General features: G+C 59.3%; 9 protein-coding genes and 2 riboswitches. Of the genes, 6 read left to right on the top strand and 3 right to left on the bottom strand.

The genetic code is table 11. The annotated features are described in order from the left end of the window. Positions 1 to 97: 97 nt before the first annotated feature. Positions 98 to 308: riboswitch (cobalamin riboswitch) on the bottom strand. A gap of 1,488 nt (positions 309 to 1,796) precedes the next feature. Then, positions 1,797 to 2,016: riboswitch (cobalamin riboswitch) on the top strand. Positions 2,017 to 2,139: 123 nt separating this feature from the next. From GXB78_RS02940 to cobM, 4 genes are all read left to right on the top strand, one after another. Further along, positions 2,140 to 2,337 (top strand): CbtB domain-containing protein, encoded by a 198-nt coding sequence (locus tag GXB78_RS02940; RefSeq protein WP_101159413.1) that lies wholly within the window; start codon positions 2,140 to 2,142, stop codon positions 2,335 to 2,337. Between the two features lie 11 nt (positions 2,338 to 2,348). Next, positions 2,349 to 3,050: a CbtA family protein gene (locus GXB78_RS02935; RefSeq protein WP_329514091.1), complete on the top strand. Its 702-nt coding sequence runs from the start codon at positions 2,349 to 2,351 to the stop codon at positions 3,048 to 3,050. After that, the gene (locus GXB78_RS02930; RefSeq protein WP_329514090.1) at positions 3,047 to 3,460 is read left to right on the top strand and encodes a cobalamin biosynthesis protein; all 414 of its coding nucleotides are present in this window, start codon (positions 3,047 to 3,049) and stop codon (positions 3,458 to 3,460) included. Before GXB78_RS02935 ends, GXB78_RS02930 begins: the two co-directional genes overlap by 4 nt. A 77-nt stretch (positions 3,461 to 3,537) precedes the next feature. Next, positions 3,538 to 4,284 carry a precorrin-4 C(11)-methyltransferase gene (gene cobM, locus GXB78_RS02925; RefSeq protein WP_329514089.1) on the top strand — a complete coding sequence of 249 codons (747 nt, stop codon included), beginning with the start codon at positions 3,538 to 3,540 and terminating at the stop codon, positions 4,282 to 4,284. 166 nt (positions 4,285 to 4,450) lie between these two features. On the opposite strand, the gene nfuA is transcribed toward cobM, so the two are convergent. Then, complete coding sequence (gene nfuA / locus GXB78_RS02920; RefSeq protein ID WP_003225494.1) at positions 4,451 to 5,035, bottom strand: Fe-S biogenesis protein NfuA; 585 nt, start codon at positions 5,033 to 5,035, stop codon at positions 4,451 to 4,453. A gap of 264 nt (positions 5,036 to 5,299) precedes the next feature. Between nfuA and GXB78_RS02915 the strand changes: the two genes are divergently transcribed. Further along, positions 5,300 to 9,766 (top strand): SET domain-containing protein, encoded by a 4,467-nt coding sequence (locus tag GXB78_RS02915; protein WP_329514088.1) that lies wholly within the window; start codon positions 5,300 to 5,302, stop codon positions 9,764 to 9,766. 126 nt (positions 9,767 to 9,892) lie between these two features. Here GXB78_RS02915 and GXB78_RS02910 read toward each other — a convergent pair whose 3' ends face one another. After that, positions 9,893 to 12,187, bottom strand: a complete 2,295-nt coding sequence (locus tag GXB78_RS02910) for a fatty acid cis/trans isomerase (RefSeq protein WP_329514087.1) — start codon at positions 12,185 to 12,187, stop codon at positions 9,893 to 9,895. 155 nt (positions 12,188 to 12,342) lie between these two features. Between GXB78_RS02910 and metH the strand changes: the two genes are divergently transcribed. Then, a complete protein-coding gene (metH, locus tag GXB78_RS02905) occupies positions 12,343 to 16,053 on the top strand; it encodes a methionine synthase (RefSeq protein WP_329514086.1) in 3,711 nt (1,236 codons plus the stop codon). Between the two features lie 55 nt (positions 16,054 to 16,108). Here the strand turns inward: metH and GXB78_RS02900 are convergent, their stop codons facing one another. Then, positions 16,109 to 23,419 (bottom strand): dermonecrotic toxin domain-containing protein, encoded by a 7,311-nt coding sequence (locus GXB78_RS02900; protein WP_329514085.1) that lies wholly within the window; start codon positions 23,417 to 23,419, stop codon positions 16,109 to 16,111. Positions 23,420 to 23,517: the final 98 nt, after the last annotated feature.

Genomic DNA, 23,517 nt, shown 5'->3' with positions numbered 1-23,517 from the left:
GTATGCCCTTTGGCAAGCGGCGGGCATACGGGACGAGAACCGGCATCGCGCGTGCACGCCGGAAGCATTCGCCACCGGATCACCCCGCCCGGTTGTAGTGAGAATCTGTGACGAGGCAGGTCTCCTGGCTGACGGTGTTCAGGCGGGGGGCCTGGCGTTCATTGCGCCTTCCCGCTGGCTCATGGCTGAGCTGGCAGTGGCGTGGCAACGAACATCACCGTTCACAGTTGCGGGGGCAGCCGCGGCTTTGACCGCGTTCCCTTCTTAGCTTCGGCGCGTGCCGAAGAACCTCGAAAGCGCAAGGCTACGCATGGGTCCGTCGTGGGTCAATGGTCGGTGAGTCTGAAACTGGGGGTATATCCGTTGCTGCGGTAACGGCTTCTTATGGTTTCGCTCTTACAGCGACTCACTTTTCCAAACGCCGAAAAGTAAGCAAAAGGCTTTGCCCCGGCGTACGGCCCACTCGCTGGGGCTCGGGGTACCTTCGTTACGGGATCGATCCGGGCGCAGCGTCTCCGGTTTGCTCCGCTGCACCTCCTCCCGCTGTGTACGACTGCGTCGTACGGTCGCTGCGCTCCCACGCCCGGTTCGATCCCGTAACGAAGCCTGCCGAAGGGGCGGAAGATCAAAAGCCGAAGCAAAGCAAAAGCCAGATCAAGAGCCCCTCACCCTAGCCCTCTCCCGGAGGGAGGGGGGACTGACCGAGTTGTAGAGGCGAAGTACGCCGACCTGAGATACCGAGTCGAATGCAAATATGCAGAAAATCAAAAGCCCCTCACCGTAACCCTCTCCCGGAGGGAGTGGGGACTGACCGGGTTGTACAGGCGAAGTACGCCGACCTGAGATACCGAGTCGAATGCAAATATGCAGAAGATCAAAAGCCCCTCACCGTAACCCTCTCCCGGAGGGAGTGGGGACTGACCGGGTTGTACAGGCGAAGTACGCCGACCTGAAATATCGAGTCGAATGCAAATATGCAGAAGATCAAGAGCCCCTCACCCTAGCCCTCTCCCGGAGGGAGAGGGGACTGACCGGGTTGTACAGGCGAAGTACGCGACCTGAGATACCGAGTCGAATGCAAATATGCAGAAAATCAAAAGCCCCTCACCGTAACCCTCTCCCGGAGGGAGTGGGGACTGACCGGGTTGTACAGGCGAAGTACGCGACCTGAGATACCGAGTCGAATGCAAATATGCAGAAGATCAAAAGCCCCTCACCCTAGCCCTCTCCCAGGGGGAGAGGGGACTGACCGAGGTGTTTAGGCGAAATATGCCGACTTGCGATACCGAGTCGATGCAGATTCTGAAAAGCCCGCAAATCGGCCCCCTCTCCCTCGGGAGAGGGCTGGGGTGAGGGGCGAATCCAACGCAGATCCAAAGCAGACCACACGCTCTTCACCACTCAACAATGAGCGTTAGCTCGAGTGCTCTTGATCTTGATCTTGATCCACGGGCGACTTCGGAAGGCTGAGCGGAGGGATTGATCCGGGCGTGGGAGCGCAGCGACCGTTTGGCGCAGCCAAACACATCGAGAGGAGGTGCAGCGAAGCAAACCGGAGGCGATGCGCCCGGATCGATCCCGCAGCGAAGGAACCCGAGCCTGCGAGGGCCGAACGCAGGAGCAAGCCTTTTCGGTTACCTTTTCGGCGTTTGGAAAAGGTGACCCGCCGTCAGGGCGGAACCCTGAGCAGCCGTTACCGCAGCAACGGATATACACACAAAAACATCAAAAAAAATGCCCCCCTCGCAGCACCGAAAACTCCCCGGAAATTGACTAAAAACCCAAACCCATGTTCTCCTGCCCACCTTGTTACGGGTGCCCTTCACAGGGTGAAACGGGAAACCGGTGAATCATGTGCTTTACTCAAAGCCATGTCAGTCCGGTGCTGCCCCCGCAACGGTAAGCGAGCGAAGCGTCAAATCCACTGTGCTCAAGCATGGGAAGGTGACGCTTGCAGGTCGGCCCCCAGGCCAACCCCTCGTGAGCCCGGAGACCGGCCCGCAACACCCAGCGCGCGTACACGCCGCTGACCACAAACAAACCCGCGGTGGGCGGGCGCTGTTCGAAATCCCTGCGTGCCCGGCTCGCAGGGATTTTCATGCGCTCTATTCACCCGCTGACATTTCAGAGGGAAGCGCTATGTCGATCATCAGCAATACCGTCAGCCACACTGACCACATCTCCAGCACCACCACCCTGGGCCAACGCGTGGCTGCCGCCCTCTTCGCCTCGATTCTCGGTGCCAGCCTGGTGTGGTTCGCCGGTTTCTCGCACATCGAAGCGGTGCACAACGCCGCTCACGATACCCGCCACAGCGCCGCATTCCCGTGCCACTGAGGCCTGCAGAGATGATCAAGCGTATCGCGCAAACTGCAGGTTTCACTGGCCTGCTGGCCGCCCTGCTGCTGACCTTGCTGCAGAGCTTCTGGGTTTCGCCACTGATTCTTCGGGCCGAAACCTTCGAGAAATCCGAACCGGTCGTCGAAGTCCACGAACACGCCGCTGGAACCGCCGCCCACAGCCACAGTGCCGAGGCCTGGGAGCCGGAAGATGGCTGGCAACGCGTGGCTTCGACCACTGGCGGCAATCTGGTGGTGGCGGTGGGTTTCGCCTTGATGCTCGCCGGCCTGTACACCCTGCGAGCGCCAACGAAAACCTCGCAAGGTCTGCTCTGGGGTCTGGCCGGTTACGCCACGTTCGTTCTCGCGCCGACGCTGGGGCTGCCACCTGAATTGCCGGGCACTGCAGCTGCCGATCTGGCATCACGACAAATATGGTGGATTGGCACCGCTGCTTCGACCGCTGTCGGTCTGGCACTGATCGCTTTCAGCCGTCACTGGTTGATGAAGATTCTCGGTGTGGCGATTCTCGCCGTGCCCCATCTGATCGGCGCGCCGCAACCGCAGGTGCATTCGATGCTCGCTCCAGAGGCATTGGAAACCCAGTTCAAAATTGCTTCGCAACTGACCAACGTCGCGTTCTGGCTGGCTCTGGGCCTGATCAGTGCGTGGTTGTTTCGCCGCAAAAGCGCAGGGCACTATCCGGCATGACCGATGACCGCGCAGCGCCGACGCTGGTTGTTGGCTTCGGCTGCCAGCGCGGCTGTCCGGCCAGCACGCTGCGCGCGTTACTCGATCAGGCATTGCAGGCGCATCGCATCGAACTGCGAACAGTCAAGGCGTTGGCCACCATTGATCTGAAGCGCGACGAACCGGGGCTGCTGGAACTGGCCAGCCAGTTGAATCTGCCATTGCAGTATTTCAGCAGTGCCGAACTGGCCGCTTATCAGGCGCAGCTCAGCCATCACTCGCAGATCGCTTTCGAACGCACCGGTTGCTACGGCGTGGCGGAAAGCGCCGCGCTGGCGCTTGCCGAGCAACTGATTCAGGCGCCGGCGAAGCTGCTGATTCCCCGGCAGAAATATGCCCAGGCCACGCTGGCATTGGCCGGCGCTGCATAAACCCCGATAATTCCCGCCATCGATCATGAGCACGCTTCATCTGAAGTGCGGCTGCGCCTCTTCTCAAGGATCCAACGATGACCGTTTACTTCATCGGCGCCGGCCCCGGCGACCCTGAACTCATCACTGTCAAAGGCCAGCGGCTGATCCGCAACTGCCCGGTGATCATTTATGCCGGTTCGCTGGTACCCCCGGCGGTGCTGGAAGGTCATAAGGCCGAAACCGTCGTCAACAGTGCTGAACTGCACCTGGAACAGATCATCGACCTGATGAAGAGCGCCCATGCCAAAGGCCAGGATGTCGCCCGCGTGCATTCCGGAGATCCAAGTCTGTATGGGGCGATTGGTGAACAGATTCGCTATTTGCGTGAGCTCGGCATTCCTTTCCAGATCATTCCGGGCGTCACGGCTACGGCGGCATGCGCAGCGCTGCTGGGCGCCGAGTTGACCCTGCCGGACATCTCGCAAAGCGTGATTCTGACCCGTTACGCCGACAAAACTGCGATGCCGGCCGGCGAAGAACTGTCCAGCCTGGCGCAGCATGGCGCGACCATGGCGATTCATCTGGGGGTCAATCATCTGCAGAAGATACTGGTTGAACTGTTGCCGCATTACGGCGCGGATTGCCCGATTGCGGTGATCCATCGTGCGACGTGGCCGGATCAGGATTGGGTAGTGGGAACGCTGGCGGACATTGCCGGGAAGGTCGCAGCCAAAGGTTTTCGGCGCACGGCGCTGATTCTGGTCGGGCGGGTACTGGGCAGTGAGGTGTTCAGCGAGTCATCGCTGTATCGCGCCGGGCATGCGCACCTCTACAGACCCTGAAAACAACTGTGGCGAGGGAGCTTGCTCCCGCTGGATCGCGCAGCGATCCCAAAATCAGACAACCCATTCATCACGGGTAAATGCGTCGCCTGAATTGTGACTGCTACGCAGTCAAGCGGGAGCAAGCTCCCTCGCCACAACACCGTTTCAACACGCAGCGAACGCCTTAGTAGTAGGCGTTTTCTTTCTGCGTGTGGTCGGTCACGTCGCGAACGCCCTTGAGCTCCGGAATGCGCTCGAGCAAGGTGCGCTCGATGCCTTCCTTCAAGGTCACGTCAGCCTGGCCGCAGCCCTGGCAACCGCCGCCGAACTGCAACACGGCGATGCCGTCCTCGACCACATCGATCAGGCTGACCTGACCGCCGTGGCTGGCCAGCCCCGGGTTGATCTCGGTTTGCAGGTAATAGTTGATGCGCTCGTTGACCGGGCTGTCGGCGTTGACCATCGGCACTTTGGCGTTCGGCGCCTTGATGGTCAGCTGGCCGCCCATGCGATCGGTGGCGTAGTCGACAACGGCGTCATCCAGGAACGCTTCGCTGAAGGAATCGATGTAGGCGGTGAAGCTTTTCAGCCCCAGCGCAGTATCTTCGGGTTTTTCTTCGCCCGGCTTGCAGTACGCAATGCAGGTTTCGGCGTACTGGGTGCCAGGCTGGGTGATGAAGACGCGGATGCCGATGCCCGGGGTGTTCTGCTTGGAGAGCAGATCAGCCAGGTAATCGTGGGCGGCGTCGGTAATGGTAATAGCGGTCATAAAAACTCCTCGCAGGCTTGGGCGCAGTTTACGCCAATCGGCGCGCGGGACAAAGTCCCAGTATTTTTGTCGGAAAAAGCCCGGCGCATGGCCTCAGGCACGCCCTTTTTCTAACGTGGCAGTCCCGCAGGCAGCCATCTGCAACCTTGCTGACAAATGGAAACTCAAGCGTTGACCAGCCTATATATATGTATGCCTGCGCACGTTTTCCAGTCCCTATAGTTGCCTTCGACTTTGCCGACAGCAGTTTTTCGAAGGCTCTAAATGACTACATTACTAACAAGGCTTTACAACAGAACACCGCCGCGCAGATTGCAGGACCTCAATCACCTGATCAGTTACCTGCATGCACTCATCAACGATGATTTCGACACTGATGCCAGCCACTTTTATTACCACCCTCCCGCTGACTCCGAACTGGGTCGCGAGTGCCAGGAAGCTTTCCGGGTTCTGCAAAAGCTGGAGAATGACGAAGATTTCATTGCTGATATTGCAAGGCAGGCCAAAGCCGATGAATGGCCGCTGGGCAATGATTTTCTCTATGATTTCCTGTCGTTCCAGTTGAGTTCTACAAAGAACCCGACACCCAACCCTGCCGAAGTATTCACCATTGCCGGTCACTCGGTAACGTTGAGGAATATTTCGATCTATTGGGCGATGGACGTTAACGTCTTGCTGGATATACACCGCAAGATTGGCAACGGCCTCAAAAGTGACGGTTCAGTACGGCTCGACCAGGTTCTTGACTACTACGCGCTGATTCCCCCCCGCCCGGGCACCAATGCGGACTGGCGACGCCTGCTGCACAATCTGATCGACCAACGTGCATTGTGGTTTCTTGGGTACAACGGGCATGTCAGTGATCTGCAACATTTGCTGGGCGCGCAGGGTGACAACACCATTCTGGAAGTTATCCGGAAAATCGAGGGCGAAACATCTCGATCACTATGGGCAAGTATCGTACCGGCAAAATTCAATGCCAAACTTGAACGATTTGCCAGTACTACGCCGGTAGCGCTGCTGGAAACGATTTTGCAGACCAGGAAAAATTTGCAACTGGCACAACGTATCGCCACCGAACTGGACTGGTACGGCGCAAGGGGCCAGCAAACCTGTCCCACCAGCGTACTGACAAAATTATTGTGGCGAGCCCTCTGGTTAAGTGTGAAACCGGACCCCCACAGCATCCATCCAAATGAATTACGTATTCTCATCGAATCGGGTAGTCGTTACTCCTCGATACGCGACGCTTTAACCGAACACTTTCAGAGGTCACTTGGCGTCGACAGACCGGTTGCACTACTGGCGATGGCTGTCATGAAATCGAGCATTGCCAGTGAGGTGTGGGTTCAAGACATTCCCGAAGAGCTCCTTTACGGCACTTCGAGTACCTGGGTCAGCTTCAAGAGCGGTTTTATCCTCGCAGAGTCCATTGCGCCTGGCTCTTCTCGATACATGACGTTTGAACAGCTACTCAATTTGCCAGCGGAACATTACCGGGCATTCGCCGGCAATATCGAACAGCAGCGACTGGCAGTAGCCGCCAAGGTCCGCCCGACAATTGATTGGGCGGCAGAGATGGGATTGTTCGCAATACGCCAAAATTCTTATCCGAGCAGTGAAACAGAACTCGCTTTGAAGACGCTTGATCGGCATGAGCAGGAGATGATCAGCGCCACGGCGACTCTGGCACTTAAACCGCCGAGTCATTTTCGATATGAATCGGACGCAGCGTTCGAGGAGGCATTTCAAACCTGGCTGAGCACGCAGCGAGCCGCTTACAAAACCCTGATCAAAGCCTTGCTGGCGCAAATACTGCCAACTTGCCAAGGCGATCTGGAGGCGGACGAAGTCACCGTTTACTCGTTACGTCTGCCACTCAATGACACGCAGGTCGAACATGAGAACAAACAAAACACTGACGCGGTTCGTGCACGCTCAGGTTTTATTCTGCGACTGGTCAGTGCGCACTATCCTTTTAGAACCCGCTACGTTGAAGTTTTTCCCCGTGCCGGTGTCGGGCGCGTGCGCAAAGACATCGAGTCATTACCGGTGGGCGGCGAAATCAAAGTAGAGAAAGTCGGCTCGAGTACACGGACAAGCCGTGGCGCCTTCAGAAAAGGCACAGCATTGCCCTTCGATTGGGAGGCCTATCGCGATGGCTTCGCCCCCCGGGAAAACCAGCAAGCCATACTGATTGTGGAACAGCTCGGCGACAGGTTTGACGCTGTGCCGATTGAACAGAGAAGCCCGGACGTCGCGAAGCGAACCCTGCCCTTCGCGGCCAACAACCTGACCTCTGCCCGTGCCGAAGAACTGGCAACGATGATTGCCAGGGAATTGTTTTTCAAGGACGAATCGGCATTGCTGGAACAAACCCGCAAAGCGACACGCAATATGGACATTGGCCGCGACTTCGCCGAGGACATGTCTTTCTGGGGGAAAATGTTCGTACCGTTCTGGGGTTCAATCGACGACCTTGTGTCGGGTGATCTCCAACGCGTCGAATCCGGCGGCCTGGGGCTTTTTACCGACCTTGTATCCTTTGCATTGCCCATCGGCAAATACCTCTCGGGTTGTACCCGCCTGGTATCGAATGCCGGCAGGGCCGGACTGCGTCTGGCCATGCCCAGACTCCTGGCCATGACGCGGACCCTGGCCATTTCCATGCTCCAGGAGCTCAACCCTCTGGAAGCAGCGATTGCAGCGCTCAGATTCGGCCGTTTCGGGCTTCGTAAACTGGGTAGCGCGGCGCTACATCAGGCACGCAGAGGGATCGCTCATCTCAACGACGGAACCATCGCCGCACGTCATCTGACATCTGTGGACCCGACGAACTGGGTACCGCGTCAACCGGGTGACCGCTTGTGTACCGTTGAGGGCATCGTCAATATTCCCATGCGCAACATAGGCTCCGGTCACGTTCCTGACTTCCGTCTGATCGATAGCGTTTCGAACCAGGCGTTCGGCCCGGCCTACCGTCAACCCATCACCGTGATCAGCAACAACAGCCCCCTGATACGCCAGTACGCCGTAGACCCGCACTGGATCGACGGGCTGAAAGCCGACGCTCGGGGGATATTTTTTCGCCCGGAACATAACCAGAAATTTATCTGCAACGTGGATGAGCACGGCACCATAGCCGTCTATCAGATCCGCGAAAATTCTTACGGATTCATCATGGAAACCGCCATGACCGGGGAAAACAGCTTTTCGGTCGTCCTGGTCAATCCAAGAAACAACCGCGACCTTTCGATCAACCTGTCATCGGTCAAACCTGGGCACTGGTACACCAATGAAATCAGGATGAAAGGCGGCGCTCCTGGTGATCCAGCGGAAGTTACACCGTTGATCCTGACGCAATGGTCGCAAGTCAGTGAGCGGGCGTTGGGCAGAGCCTTGAAGGCATTTGCGAAAAAGCACCGACTGGATCCGATAGCGCTGCAGCAATTCGTTCATACGCGAGGGCAGTTCACACCTCTGGGGCAACAAGTGCTGGATCAGGCCGAAACCGCACGCACGGCGGTCACTTATGAAAACCTGCAGAACTGGCGCGCGATGCCGCAGCAAGACCGCAACAGCCTTACTCGCGAAGGATTTGCCGCCCAGCACAATCTGGACCCCGTGGATTTCATCGACCACGTCCATGCCGATGGCAGTTTCAAAGCGCGAGGGAAAGTCCTGGAAAAATATGCCAATAACCAGACATTCACCCCTCTGACGCCCGAACATCTCAAGCTTTGGCGGACGAGTTTCAACCTCACCCGGTCCGCAAGCTCAATGGACACATTTATCGATGAAAACAATCTCGATCCGCTGCTCTGGGCAACGTTCGTCAATGAACGCGGCGAACTGCGAAGTGCGGTGACGGAGTGTTTGCAGTTGATCGAAGCGTCCGAGTCGGAGGTGATGCTGGCACGTAAATCACTTCCCCCCGGGACAGCGATAAAGTCCGTTCCGGCACAGCCTCTGGAAGCGCCGGAACCGCACAGCACAACGTCATCAGCGCAACCCACGGCTGGCAGTTCCAAGCGTGCCCGAATGGACGATGCTGCTGCGGCCACCGCTTCAGCTGCGGATCTGACACCGTCATTGGGGCACAAAATCAACAACAACGCGCCCATTCTGCAAGACCCGGCGGATATCAGAATCAGTCTGACGCGCAAACTCGAAGGCGCTGTCGATAAGGTCACGATCACGCAACACAACCAGTTTTTCTCGAACCTTACCGAGACCCGGCGCCAGTCGCTGACCCGCAGCATGACCGAGGACATACGCGAATGGATCATCGAAGAGGGCCGGCACCACGACCGGTTGAGCGAGCGTTTCGAACTCAGACGACCACTCGACGGCCCGGAACGAGGTTTGTCAGTGTTCGCCAAAGTCGACATCGAACCGTATGAAGTGCTGGGTCCCTACAGCGGCAAACTGCACCGCACCGTGAAATCCCTGCATGCGGAAATACTGGAAAAATCGAATGACCAGGTTAGAACCTTTCTGTATGAAACCAAAACCAGAAACGCCACCCTCAGCGGCCATGGCAACAGCAACATATTGAGCATGATCAACGCCGCCGAAGTTCCCGGCCAGCCCAGGGCAGGCATCGAGAACGTCGGCTCGATCTACGTCGGCAAGTACATGGTTTTTCTGGTCGCCTGGGAAAAGATTCCAAAAGGCACCGAGCTGTTGCTCGATTACGGCCCCGACTATTGGCAAGCCTTGACGCCCTGACCGGTGTGTGCCCGCCCGCCAAGGTCTCGGGCGCTGACGGGAACCGACAGCGCCCGATTCAACATGAACGTTCCTCAGCAGCGACGTAGCCGACCGCTCAAACCTCACCGCCATGTTTCTGCCTGGTCACAGATTTTCGTACCGGTTCATATCCAGCACACCCTCTTCCACCGGCTCGGTTTCATGGATGTACTGGCTCAAATCGTGGAAATACTCCCAGAACTGCGGATGACTGCGGCGAATGCCCCAGCGCTCGACGATTTTCTCGAACCGGTTCGCGTCCCGGGCGTTTTCCATCGCATCGACAAACGCCGGAACCTGCGCGGCCGGCACATTGAACATGAAGTTCGGGTAACTGGTGAGCACTCCCGGATAGATCGTCAAGGTGTCGAGCCCTGGCTGATAGCGCCGCGACTCACCAAGCAAAAACGCCACGTTGCTGTGCGCGCGGTTGCGCAACACACTGTAGACCTCGCGCTTGCCACCGGCTGTTTCGACACGCAGCAAGGTCGCTTCGGGCAACTGGTCGATGACTTTCAGCCCGGCTGCCGGTCGCGAGGCCAGACGACTCAACGCTTGCTCGGCATTTTGCAACGCCGGATCGATGTTCGGCCGCGAGCAATAAGCACCCTCGCAGCGATTGATCGGGTCCGGCCGCGCATTCAGATCGCCGTAGCGCGCCAGCAACTGCTGGGCGAAATCCCGTTTCGGGTCTTTTTCGTCGAGCTTTAGCGCGGTCGGCTTGTCGTCGTCGATGGCTTCATAGTCCAGCCACATCTTGAACTGCCCACCTTCCTGGTACCAATCGTTGAGGTAATCCTCACGCGAGTCGGCCGGCATCAGCCGCAGAAAATTCTGCTCCGCGCCGTTGCGGATGAGGTCGAAGTACAGACGGGTCTGCGCCTGATGGGAGACGTTGCCGAACACGTCGAAGTTGACCGCGAGCTGGTAATAGGTGCGCTCCAGCAGTGGATAGTCGAACAGCCACATCGTCTGCGGCACCTCACCGATCAAACCCTTGGTTACCGAGGCGCTGTCAAAGTGACGGAAGATGCTCAGCAAGGCGTTGTCGTTGCCGGCCCACAGCGTCGACCAGCTCGGCGCCGGCAGATCGGCGTAGCTGTCACGGCGCAGGGCTTCGTATTCGTTGCGCTTGTCGCGGTAGTCGCGCCACAGGCTCAGCACGCTGCCGACATCGTCGTTCTGCCCCGGCATCGCCAGCAGCGGCGTGGCCTGGCCGCGATAGTTCGGATCGGTGATATAGAGGTCATGTTCCGGCGCCTGGAACAGCGCCCAGAAGTTGTCGCGGATCACGTCGGTCGCAATTTGCCCACGACAAACCGGTCCGCGAATGAAGGTGCGGACGAAGTATTCGGCGTTGTCGAGCATGAACTGATAGCGGGCTTGCGCTGGAATCGCCTCGAAGGTAGCAAACGGATTGGCGCGGCTTTGCGGCCCGTAACCCGGCAGCGCGTTGACCTGCCAGTTGCCGTTGTAGAACAGGCTTTTGATCCGGGCCATTTTCGCCGCGCTCAGCGGATAAGTGATGTGCGTCTTGTGCACGATCACTCCCTGCACCGGCCACAAGCGGTAATACACCCGCGTGCCCGGGTCGTCGTTGGGGCGGCGAGTGGCGATCAGGTCGATCGGCTGCCCGCTCGGCGTGCGCGAACGCACCCACTGGAAATAGTGCCCCGGCTCGCCGCCCTTGAAGTAGATGTGCGCCAGATACCAGTGTTCGAACAGCCAGCGTCCGACCAGACTTTGCCGCGCGCCGGGGGCGTTGAGCAGGTTTTCCCACTGCGCGATCTGCAGCGCCTCTTGCGCACTCGGCGCCAGGCTCTGCTCGTCAATCGGCGCGCCAGACGCCAGCCAGCGCTGCAAGGTCTGGTACTGCTGATCGGTCAGGCCGGTGACCGCCAGTGGCATGCCCTCCTTCGGGTGCGCGCCGGCGTAGGCGTCAAATTCGCCGGGCATTGCACAGAGATTGTTGCGGTTCAGCCCCAGGACGATGTCTTCGGGCAGCTTGGCGTTCGGCGTCAGCGGGGTCTTGTGGCCAAGTTCGAGCATGCGCGCCATCAGCGCGGCCTGACTGCCCTGGGCGTCGAGCACCGAGTAGAAATCCTTCTGCTGCCACGCACGTTTGCCGAAGGCGTCGTAAAACAAGCGCGTGGTCGGCGCGGCCCGGGTGCGTTCGCCGTCATACACCGGCATCTTGCTCGCGCCTCGGCCGGCGCCTTCGCCACTGCCCAGGTTGAGCTGGCACGCCGAGTCGTAACAGGCATGGCAGGCCACGCATTTCTCGGTGAAGATCGGCTGGATATCCCGGCTGTAGGAGATAGACGCAGAAACAGCGGGATCTTGCGCCGCGACGCTCCCGCTCAGGACCAGCAACAATAAACTGATGACGCGGTACGGCATGCTGCTGATCCCGATGGTAAAAAAAGGCTGCGATTCTACCGTTACGACGCTCGTACCAACATGAGCGATATTCATGCAAAAGCTGCACATGCTCTAAAAGCGCACAGGTTTGCTATGATCCCGCTCCTTCGTAATGGTCTTTTCGAGTAGTCCACATGTCCGATCGCAGCGTCCGCCTTCAAGCTCTCAAGCAAGCCCTCAAAGAGCGCATCCTGATCCTCGACGGCGGGATGGGCACGATGATCCAGAGCTACAAGCTCGAAGAGCAGGATTATCGCGGCAAACGCTTCGCGGACTGGCCAAGCGACGTCAAGGGCAACAACGACCTGCTGGTGATCACCCGTCCGGACGTGATCGGCGGTATCGAAAAGGCCTATCTGGACGCCGGCGCCGACATTCTCGAAACCAACACCTTCAACGCCACGCGGATTTCCATGGCCGATTACGGCATGGAAGAGCTGGCGTACGAGTTAAACGTAGAAGGCGCACGTCTGGCGCGCAAGATTGCCGACGCCAAGACTGCCGAAAACCCGGCCAAGCCACGTTTCGTTGCTGGCGTACTCGGCCCGACCAGCCGTACCTGCTCGCTTTCGCCCGACGTCAACAACCCCGGCTACCGCAACGTCACTTTCGATGAGCTGGTGGAAAACTACACCGAAGCCACCAAAGGCCTGATTGAGGGCGGTGCCGACCTGATCCTGATCGAGACGATCTTCGACACCCTCAACGCGAAAGCGGCGATTTTCGCCGTGCAAGGTGTGTTCGAAGAGCTGCACATCGAACTGCCGATCATGATTTCCGGGACCATCACCGACGCCTCCGGCCGCACCCTGTCGGGGCAGACCACCGAAGCGTTCTGGAACTCGGTGGCCCACGCCAAGCCGATTTCCGTGGGTTTGAACTGCGCCCTCGGTGCCAGCGAACTGCGCCCGTACCTGGAAGAGCTGTCGAACAAGGCCAGCACCCACGTGTCCGCGCACCCTAATGCCGGCCTGCCGAATGAATTCGGCGAGTACGACGAACTGCCGTCGCAAACCGCCAAAGTCATCGAAGAGTTCGCCCAGAGCGGTTTCCTCAACATTGTCGGCGGCTGCTGCGGCACCACGCCGGGCCACATCGAGGCCATCGCCAAAGCCGTCGCCGGTTATACGCCGCGACAGATTCCGGACATTCCCAAGGCCTGCCGCCTCTCGGGTCTGGAGCCGTTCACCATCGATCGCAGCTCGCTGTTCGTCAACGTCGGCGAGCGCACCAACATTACCGGCTCGGCAAAATTTGCCCGCCTGATCCGTGAAGACAACTACACCGAAGCCCTCGAAGTCGCTCTGCAGCAGGTCGAGGCCGGCGCGCAGATCATCGACATCAACATGGACGAGGGCATGCTCGATTCGAAGAAGGCCATGGTCACCTTCCTCAATCTGATTGCCGGCGAACCGGACATCTCGCGTGTGCCGATTATGATCGACTCGTCGAAATGGGAAGTCATCGAAGCCGGCCTCAAGTGCATTCAGGGCAAGGGCATCGTCAACTCGATCAGCATGAAAGAAGGCGTCGAGCAGTTCATTCACCACGCGAAATTGTGCAAGCGCTACGGCGCTGCGGTGGTGGTGATGGCCTTCGACGAAGCCGGCCAGGCCGACACCGAAGCGCGCAAAAAGGAAATCTGCAAGCGCTCCTACGACATTCTGGTCAATGAAGTCGGCTTCCCGCCGGAAGACATCATCTTCGACCCGAACATTTTCGCCGTGGCCACCGGCATCGAAGAACACAACAACTACGCCGTCGACTTCATCAACGCCTGCGCCTACATCCGCGACGAGCTGCCGTATGCGCTGAGCTCCGGCGGCGTGTCGAACGTGTCGTTCTCGTTCCGTGGCAACAACCCGGTGCGTGAGGCGATTCACTCGGTGTTCCTGCTCTATGCGATCCGCGCCGGGCTGACCATGGGCATCGTCAACGCCGGCCAGCTGGAGATCTACGACCAGATCCCGGTCGAGCTGCGCGACGCCGTTGAAGACGTGATCCTCAACCGCACCCCGGACGGCACCGACGCCCTCCTCGCCATCGCCGACAAGTACAAGGGCGACGGCAGCGTCAAGGAAGCCGAGACCGAAGAGTGGCGCAACTGGGACGTCAACAAGCGTCTGGAACACGCGTTGGTCAAAGGCATCACCACACACATCGTCGAAGACACCGAAGAATCCCGGCAGTCGTTTGCGCGACCGATCGAAGTGATCGAAGGCCCGTTGATGTCCGGCATGAACATTGTTGGCGACCTGTTTGGCGCCGGCAAAATGTTCCTGCCACAGGTGGTGAAGTCCGCCCGTGTGATGAAGCAGGCCGTGGCGCACTTGATCCCGTTCATCGAACTGGAAAAAGGCGACAAGCCGGAAGCCAAGGGCAAGATCCTCATGGCCACGGTGAAAGGCGATGTGCACGACATCGGCAAGAACATCGTCGGCGTGGTGCTCGGCTGCAACGGCTATGACATCGTCGACCTCGGTGTGATGGTTCCGGCCGAAAAGATCCTGCAAGTGGCCAAGGAACAGAAATGCGACATCATCGGCCTCTCCGGCCTGATCACCCCGTCGCTGGACGAGATGGTTCACGTTGCCCGCGAAATGCAGCGTCAGGATTTCCACCTGCCGCTGATGATCGGTGGCGCGACCACCTCCAAAGCGCACACGGCGGTGAAGATCGAGCCGAAGTACAGCAACGATGCCGTGGTCTACGTGACCGACGCCTCGCGCGCCGTGGGTGTGGCGACACAGTTGCTGTCCAAGGAGCTCAAGGCCGGTTTCGTCGAGAAGACTCGTCTGGAATACATCGACGTGCGCGAGCGTACTTCCAATCGCAGCGCCCGCACCGAACGCCTGAGCTACGCCGCCGCCATCGCCAAGAAGCCGCAATTCGACTGGAGTAACTACGAGCCAGTGAAACCGACTTTCACCGGCAGCAAGGTGCTCGACAATATCGATTTGAAGGTGCTTGCCGAATACATCGACTGGACGCCGTTTTTCATTTCCTGGGATCTGGCTGGCAAGTTCCCGCGCATCCTTGAAGACGAAGTGGTCGGTGAAGCCGCCACCGCGTTGTACAAAGATGCGCAGGAAATGCTCGCCAAGCTGATCGACGAAAAACTGATCAGCGCCCGTGCCGTGTTCGGTTTCTGGCCAGCGAATCAGGTCAACGAAGACGACATCGAGCTCTATGACGATGCCGGCAAGCCGTTGGCCAAGCTGCATCACCTGCGTCAGCAGATCATCAAGACCGACGGCAAACCGAACTTCTGCCTCGCCGACTTCGTTGCGCCAAAGGACAGCGAAGTCACTGACTACGTCGGCGGTTTCATTACCACTGCCGGCATCGGCGCCGAAGAAGTGGCCAAGGCCTATCAGGACGCCGGCGACGATTACAACTCGATCATGGTCAAGGCCCTCGCCGACCGCTTGGCCGAGGCTTGCGCGGAATGGCTGCACCAGCAAGTGCGCAAAGAGCACTGGGGTTACGCCAAGGACGAGACCCTCGACAACGATGCGCTGATCAAAGAGCAATACCGTGGCATCCGCCCCGCTCCCGGCTACCCGGCCTGCCCGGATCACACCGAGAAAGCCGCGCTGTTCACTTTGCTCGACCCGCAAGCCGCCGAAATGCGTGCCGGGCGCAGCGGGGTGTTCCTCACCGAGCACTACGCGATGTTCCCCGCCGCTGCGGTCAGTGGCTGGTACTTCGCCCACCCGCAGGCGCAATACTTTGCGGTGGGCAAGATCGACAAGGATCAGGTGCAGAGCTACACCGCCCGCAAAGGTCAGGATCTGAGCGTGACCGAGCGTTGGCTGGCGCCGAATCTGGGTTACGACAGCTGAGGCACACTGCTGACCCAACCCGGGCGTTTGCGACTCCCGGGTTCGGCCGCATCCGTCAGTCCCGACGCGAGGACGGTCCCGGTTGCGGTGAAGCCGGGCGTGGCTGCGAATCGCTTGCACCGACCTTCGCCAGATTCTCCAGCTCCTGGCGAGACAGCTCCTTGAGTTTGTCGGTGCGCGCCTGCGCCAGTTCGATCTCCAACTGACTCATCGCGTCCACGTACAGTTTGCGCGACTCATCGTCATTCCATTTGTCTGGATGCGCATCCTCGACCGCCTCCTGACGCTGGCTGGCGTCTCGATCAAGCTCAGTAAAGACATCGGCGTATCGATCGCGCATGTAACGAATCCAGTAATCGCGAGCAATCAGATCTTCCAGGAACAGGTTTGACGCTTCGTCAGCAAGCACCGACGCGCGTGCGTCGCTCAACTGTTGCCCCTCGATCGGTGTCCGGTACAACATGTGTTCCGGTTGTGCGGGCAACTCCAGCCCGTCGGGCCAGCCGCGCGTCATGCCGATGCGGTATTGCAGACGAATTTCCGCCCGGTCCTGGTGCCTGCCAGCTGCTTCCGCCAGTCTGTCTACCCTTTCCAGTCGAAACAGACGCCGCGTCAGTTCGACCAACGCTGCGCCTCGCTGCTCCGGCAGATGCCGGGGAATGTCGCGCAATGCGGTGTATTCGTATACTCGCGTTTCCAGCTCGCTGAACGAGAGAATCCGACCGTCGGGACAGGTGCCGTGAGTTGCGGAATTGAGGAACAGCAGATCGCGCAACTCAGTGTTTTCCGTTGCGGCTTCTATGACGCGCCATACCCGTTGCGTCAGATCAGCGCCCGACAGTCTGAAATCGGCAGTGAAGCGCAAGGTCGACAGCAGATGAAAGAACGCCTCATGATTGGCTTCGCGCGCCAATTGCAGCCAGAGCGCTTGCCGCGTTTCGCGCACCTGCGCCTGCGCGTAGTTGAGCCACGTCTGCATGGCTGGCTTGTCTACGTCTTGCTGCGGATTCGCGATGACTTCGTCGTCCTCGACGGCCTCATGCCTATCCACGCGTCTGGCATCGCCGGCACCGCCACCATGGTCATCGTCATCGCCACCACTACTGCCGTCGAAATCAGAAGTCCCGCCCGATTCGCTCTCGGACGTCGTTTCAAACTCGGTAATTGCGCGGTCCAGAGATGCACGCGTATACCCCATTACGTCGCGGTTCGCGTTCGCTGCGCTGAAATCCCTGAGCTGTTCCAGACTATTGAGCGTCAGGCGGTTCTCCGACAGGTCAGTGGCCGCCAGCAGTTGCTCGTAGTCGCCTCCCAACAGCGTATCCGGGAACACGGCTATGCGGTTGTCGACGAGATCCAGGGTATGCAAATGCTCCAGCGCCAGCACGCCATCAGGCCAGTTGCGCATTGAGTTGTGAGCAAGGTTCAGGCTTTCGAGCCGGCTGAGTGCGCTGGCGTTGAATTGGCTCAATTCGTTATGACTCAGATCCAGCGAACGCAGACGATCGCCCATTTGCTGCAAAACGCCAGGGCCCTCAGCAAAATCATTGCTGCGCAGCTCCAGATGCTCAAGCCGCTGCAAGGTGCCGATGCTCTCCGGCAGGGTCTCCAGGTGATTGTAGTTGAGCACCAGCGTGGTCAGTTGAGGAAACGCGGGGCAAAAATCATTGAGGCTCTGCAAGGAAAAACCTAGCGCCGTCAGGTCAAGCGTTCGTACTTCGGTGAACGCGGTCGACAGCTGGGGCAATTGCACAATGCCCAGCCCTGTGAGGTCGAGCTTGAGCCCTGCCTCTTCGGTATGACGGGTCAGTCCATCGACCCAGCAATCGCGGATCTTCGTCGCCATCAGAACTCGACTGTGGATCGAAACCGCGTCAGAGCGCCCCTCGGTTGCGGGCTTGAAGATCCAGCCATTGAGCTGACGCGTCAGAGCTTCATCACTGTCACGCCATTCACCGATGCGGACGTCAATCTGCGCGTCACCCAACCCCGCGCTGCCCAGGCGCGCAATACATTGCTGCGCCTGTTCCTGGGACAGCACCGGGTTGATTTCCCGCAACCGGTTGGTCAGACCTGCGGTGCCTTCAGCCGCAGATGTTGCAGTACGCAGCGGTAGCAAAAACTCCTGAATCCGAGAAAATGCGGTTTCTGGCACCGAGGTGCTTGCAGCGACCAGGTTCCCGGGCGGCTGACTTTCATAGCTTGTCAGTGCACCTCCAGGCAAGCCGCTGGCAGCTTCGATTCGCCCACGCGCCGCCGTCAGAGCAGCCTCTGCCTCAACGCTTAGCGGGTTCCCGGTGAGATGGCTCTTGAGCAATACGCTGTCGCTGGCAAGAACGCGCTCGGGCAGCGAACCGAGGTTGTTGTCCCGCAAATCCAGCCACTTCAATCCCGGCAGATTTTCGACACCCGCTGGCCACGTCTGAAGGCTGTTGCCGCTCAGATCCAGCACTTCAAGCCTGGGCATGGCCGTCACGTCCAGCGCGGTCAAGCGGTTGCGCCGCAAATTCAGAAGTTCGAGTTTCTTGAACGCATCGAACCGGTTCTGAACTTCCACTGTGGAGGTGATCCGGTTGCTTGTCAGATCCAGACGTGTCAACTGGGCAAAGTCTGCCGGTCTCACTGGCACCTCCGTCAATCCACAGCCAGTGATTTGCAATGTACGCACGCCCCTGAATGCTCGAAGGAACGTCTGAATCTGTGCAACCGGCACGTTCAGCCGATCCAGGCGCACGGTCTGCACATGGGCAAACGTATCGGCCGGCAAGGATGCAAGCTCGCTGATGGCCGGGCCGTCACTCACTCCATCGATACCAGACAGCTCGAACACCAGAGGGTCGTCCTGCGGGTCGGAGAGGTTATAGCGATTACGGATGCTGGCGCGCCAGTTTCTCTCAAGCTCACGCACCACTGCGCTGTTGGGCGACGATTGCCAGCGCGGCTCGCGTGTAGCACCACGCAGGCCATCGGACACCGTCGACTGATAGAACTGGCGGAAAATCCCGGCGTGCTCCAGGCGCAGCAGTTCGACCGCTTTGAGGCGGGTTTCCGGTGTATTCCAGACAGTCATGATCTGCTGATGCAGCAGATCGAAAGACCAGCCGCCACCGGTGAGAAAGTTCAGCTCTCCAAGGATGTACTGGCGAACCATCAGATTCAGATCCATCAGATGTCCCTGGGGTCCCGAGTAACTTCTGACGTACTCAAACGCAGGTGTGAATGCCTCATGGGAGAAGTTCGACCAGTTCAACGACAACCCCGCCCACAGTTTTTCGTGGCCGATGTACAGCGCCGGAGGAATGGAAGCGATCGAAGTCCGAGCCAGATTCAGCCTCTCCAGTGCGGGAAGCTCCTGTACCGATAAAGGCCACTGCGTCATGCCCAATGCTTCGATCCTGAGACTTTTCAGGTGCTTGAGCGCTGCAAGGTCCAGAGCAGGCGGGTTCTCGTGGATGAACCCTGGATATTCGAGTTCGAGTTCTTCGAGCGAGGTCAACGTCCGCAGCCGCTGAGGGAAGTCAGTGGCCATCGCTGGCGCCGAGGTCCTCAACTTGAGCTTTTTCAAACTACGCATCCTGGTTACGCTCAAGGGCAAAGAGGTCAGCGACTGCTGGCCAACATCGAAAATCTCGCGCTTACCCAGTGACAGCTTTTCCAGGCGGGGAAAGTGCGCGAGAAAAGCATCGGCATTGCCATCGGTCACGCCATCGCCGCCAATGGACAGCCTGCGCACGTGGGAAAAATCCGCGGTCAGCGTGGGCAAAGGGTCATAGACAACCAAGTGCAGGCGATCCGCGTCGGGCACGTGCGCGGCCAGGGGGGCATTGCGCCAACTGGTTTTCAGGGCTTGTGCGACGTACAGCTTGCGCCCCGCGTCGGAACGTTCCCAGGGAGCCGCAGCATTGATACCCGACCATTCGTCCAGTGTCGCCTCAAGTTGTTGCCACTCGTGTCGCCGTGACTGCAACCACTGGAAAATCTCGCGGTTGGTTCTGCCTTCGCGTAGCTGTTCAAGGATGAAGCCACTTGCCTGCTGCTCGGTGAGGCCGGGGTAGAGGTCGCGCAGGCTGGCGAGCAGATTGTGATCCAGGCCGCCTGCTCTTCCACTGGCGGGATAGCCGATCAGCGCCTCGCCCACCCGTACCGGCGGTTTCATCCACTGCGCCGGCTGCTCCAACAGTGCGGGTGCGATGCCGTAATGCTGGTCAGCGTGGGCGATGATTTTCTGTTGCAGTTCGGCCGATTGACCGACCGCAGGTATTCCCAGGCCACGCCGCGCGTCATCCGGCAGAGCGTGCATGAGGGATGCGTAAAAATTGTCGCCGTGGCGCGGCAGGCTGTTGAGCGTTTCACCTCGATCGTCGAACGCCTGAAATTGCTCGCCGGTTTTGATCAGGTACTTCTTCTGCGCCGCCGTCTGGCTGCCAATACTGTCGAGCAACGGCCCGCTGTCACTGCCCTCGCGCACTTCAAGGCGCAAGTTATCCGGCCAGCCGGGCAACCGCTCAAGCGTGTGCAACGCCAGACGCCGGCTGTCCGCCGAGGCGATGTTTTCGCTGCGCAGCCCGGCGAATGCCCTTACCTGACGGCTGCGGCGCGCATACCAGCGGGCGTCCTCGAGCATGCGCGACGATATCCGGCGGGTCGCATCGAACTGTCGCAGCTCCTCCGGCGTGGCGTCGGCCAGCACTTGCCGGGCAGCTGACTCGCTGAGACCCGGACTGACCTTCTGCAATTGTCCGACCTGATCGGCAACGGGCTCGGTGCCCTGGTAAATACTGTCGTAGATGGCCGATTGACGGGTTTGGGCATAGGCCGCGATTTGCCTGGCGAGCTCTGCGGGTCTCGCCTCTGGGACCCGCGCCCCCTGGCCTCCAAGCAGATGGACGATTTCCGACTCATCAAGTCCTGCCAGAACCAGCTTCGGCAGATTGCCGCCGAGGATGTCCGCGCGGGATATCCGGATCGGCGCCTTGTTCTCGACACCCGGTACTCGATACCCGGCGCCGTACTTGACGGACTTGCCGGTCAGTTGTGTCCCCTCGAATACTTCCAGTACGCGGTTGGCCGGCCAGCGCGGCATGTCAGTGACCAATGGCAAAGCGTACAGATACTTGTCATCGACCGGCGCTTCTCCGTGCAATTGCTCTATGACGCGCGCGGCTTGCGCATCGGTTTTCAGCAGGCGCATGGCCTCAGTCAGCTCCGGTGGCGGCAACGCATGGTCAAGGTGCATCTTGCGCAACGCATCGTCGCTGACGCCACTGATATCCATCGCTTTGAGCAGCTCAGTGTCGGATAACGGCTCGCAGACATGGCCCATGCGCCGCAACAGGGTCAGACGATCCCATTGCAGAGGCCGTTCCAGGGTATGACGCCAGGCTCCATGGCCATTACTTTGCAGAACAGGCTGGTAGGCTTCGGGGTCCGTGGGGTGCTTGATGCGCCACTGGTTGATCGATTTGTCGTAAACCTGCTCATACACCTTGTTGCCTTGACGGATCCAGGTTTTGCCATCCGCCGTGTACTGCCCTGAAGAATTCGGAGCAAGGCTTGCGTCCGGCACGGCAGTGGCCTCATAGCCGCTGAGATCAGGTTTCCACAGGCGGTTTTCGCCATTGGGCAACGTGACCGGACTCAGTTGCTCGATAACCGGCACAGCCCTGGCGGCCGAGAATTTCCTGGCGCCTGCCCCGACGCCCGCCATCACGGCAATCTGGGCGAGATTCTCGGCGACGTCGATCAAATGATCCTTGGCGGCCCGGCGATCGCCTTCACTCCATTCGACTGCCCCCTCGAGGGTTTCGTAGAGCAACTGCCCCGCCATCACCACCATCATCACTTCGCCCAACACAGGCACGAACATCGAGACCATGTTCAGGCCGAGCATGCCGATCTGCATCAGGTGGGCCAGTTTGGCGTCCCGTGCTCGTGCGTCGACCTCGGCAGTCGGGACCGCATGGCTTCGCGCATCATCCATCACCTTGGTACGGCTCTCGCTATAGAGGTATTGCCACAGGTCCTCGTTGGGCGCCCAAAGTCCCCGCCCCTTGCGTCCCACGGTTGACGGTGCGATGTAGGGATCCGCCACTGGCTCCCATTTGACCTGGCGTTCGGGCGGTACGTGTTGAATGCGGGTGAACGCTGAACCGCCGATGAAACCCTGGAGCGCCGCCAGCCATGGCGAGCGCAGCAGATCCCAGGCATCGCCCGGTGAGTCGGCCGCCTGTTGCCTGAACTGGCTGAAATAGCCGGGACGCTGGTCATAAGCCAGGAACTGGCTGAGAAAGCGCTGGTAGGCGGTGGGCTCCGCACCTGTCTGTTGCGAAGCATCACGAGCGGTGAGCAAGCGCTTGAGCTCGTCGCGCATTTGCTGGAACGTGTAGCGCTTGAGCGGATGTTCCGGATCGTGCGGGATGTAAAGGATCAGTTCATCGGTGTAACGGTATTTCTTGCAGATGACGAACGCGACGCAGCCGGTCAGTCTTTTTTTCATCAGCCCCAGGTCTTTGAACCAGACCTGTTTTTCACCCATCCAGGGGTGCATCTGGCCGTCAATCACCGAGAGGATCATCGCGTGATCCGCCGCTTCGATGTCCTTCTGCAACAGCGCCTGCTCGGCCGCAGCGCGCATCGTCGCCTTCTGGCTGGCGATGAAGCGTTCGGCAAGTACTGCTTCTGCCACCGCCTCCTCAGGATGGAAAAATCCTTGCAGGTAAGTCTGATATTGCTGGCCGATATCCAGATCGCGACAGAGGTGCAGGAACTGGCTGACCGTAATGCCGATGTTCACGTGCTCGAACGTCTGCGCCGTGGACGTCGCCTCGACAAAACCGGAGCTCGAATGGTACGTCCCTTCGCATTCGTCAGCTTCGAAGTTGTGCAGTGCGGCTTCCAGCAGGCTTATCTTGAGAACCTCGAATGAGGCCAGTTCGATCTGCTGGATACCGATCTCGACCGCGCGGCGCAGGCACAGCAACGTTTTGTCGACATCGAGGTCCAGCGCGTATTTATCCTTCAACGCTTTGACTACCAATGGCTTGGCGAACGTCTCGACGTCCTGGAATTTTGCCATGCTCTTGTCGAGGTTGTTCTGGGCGATGACACTGGCCTTGAACGTGTCATCGAGGGTTTTGCGTCGGGCCGGTGTAGCGCTTTGATACCAGGCCGGCAACGCGGTTGGAATCGCCTTGAATGCTTCGCGCCGATGCGCCGAAGCGTTGCTCAACCACTGGGGGATCGAAGCCTCGAGAAACTCGCCGTGCAGACTTTGCGTTGCAATCGGCTGTACTGAACGACCGGCGTCTGCTGGCTGAGCGGTCGACGCCGGCTGCGTCGACAATGGATTGGTGGGGATAGCGGTCATGATCACTCCTTGTTGATGGAGCGACCAGCAAACCATGTCGCGTTATCGCTTCTGCGTTATCCGGGTATTGCGCAACCATCATTCGTAAGCGGATGTGA

It is taken from the genome of Pseudomonas moraviensis subsp. stanleyae (assembly GCF_036283065.1).
Lineage (GTDB): Bacteria > Pseudomonadota > Gammaproteobacteria > Pseudomonadales > Pseudomonadaceae > Aquipseudomonas > Aquipseudomonas stanleyae.
The sequence above is the reverse complement of the archived record's forward strand: the minus strand, read 5'-3'. Positions and strand labels throughout refer to the sequence as shown.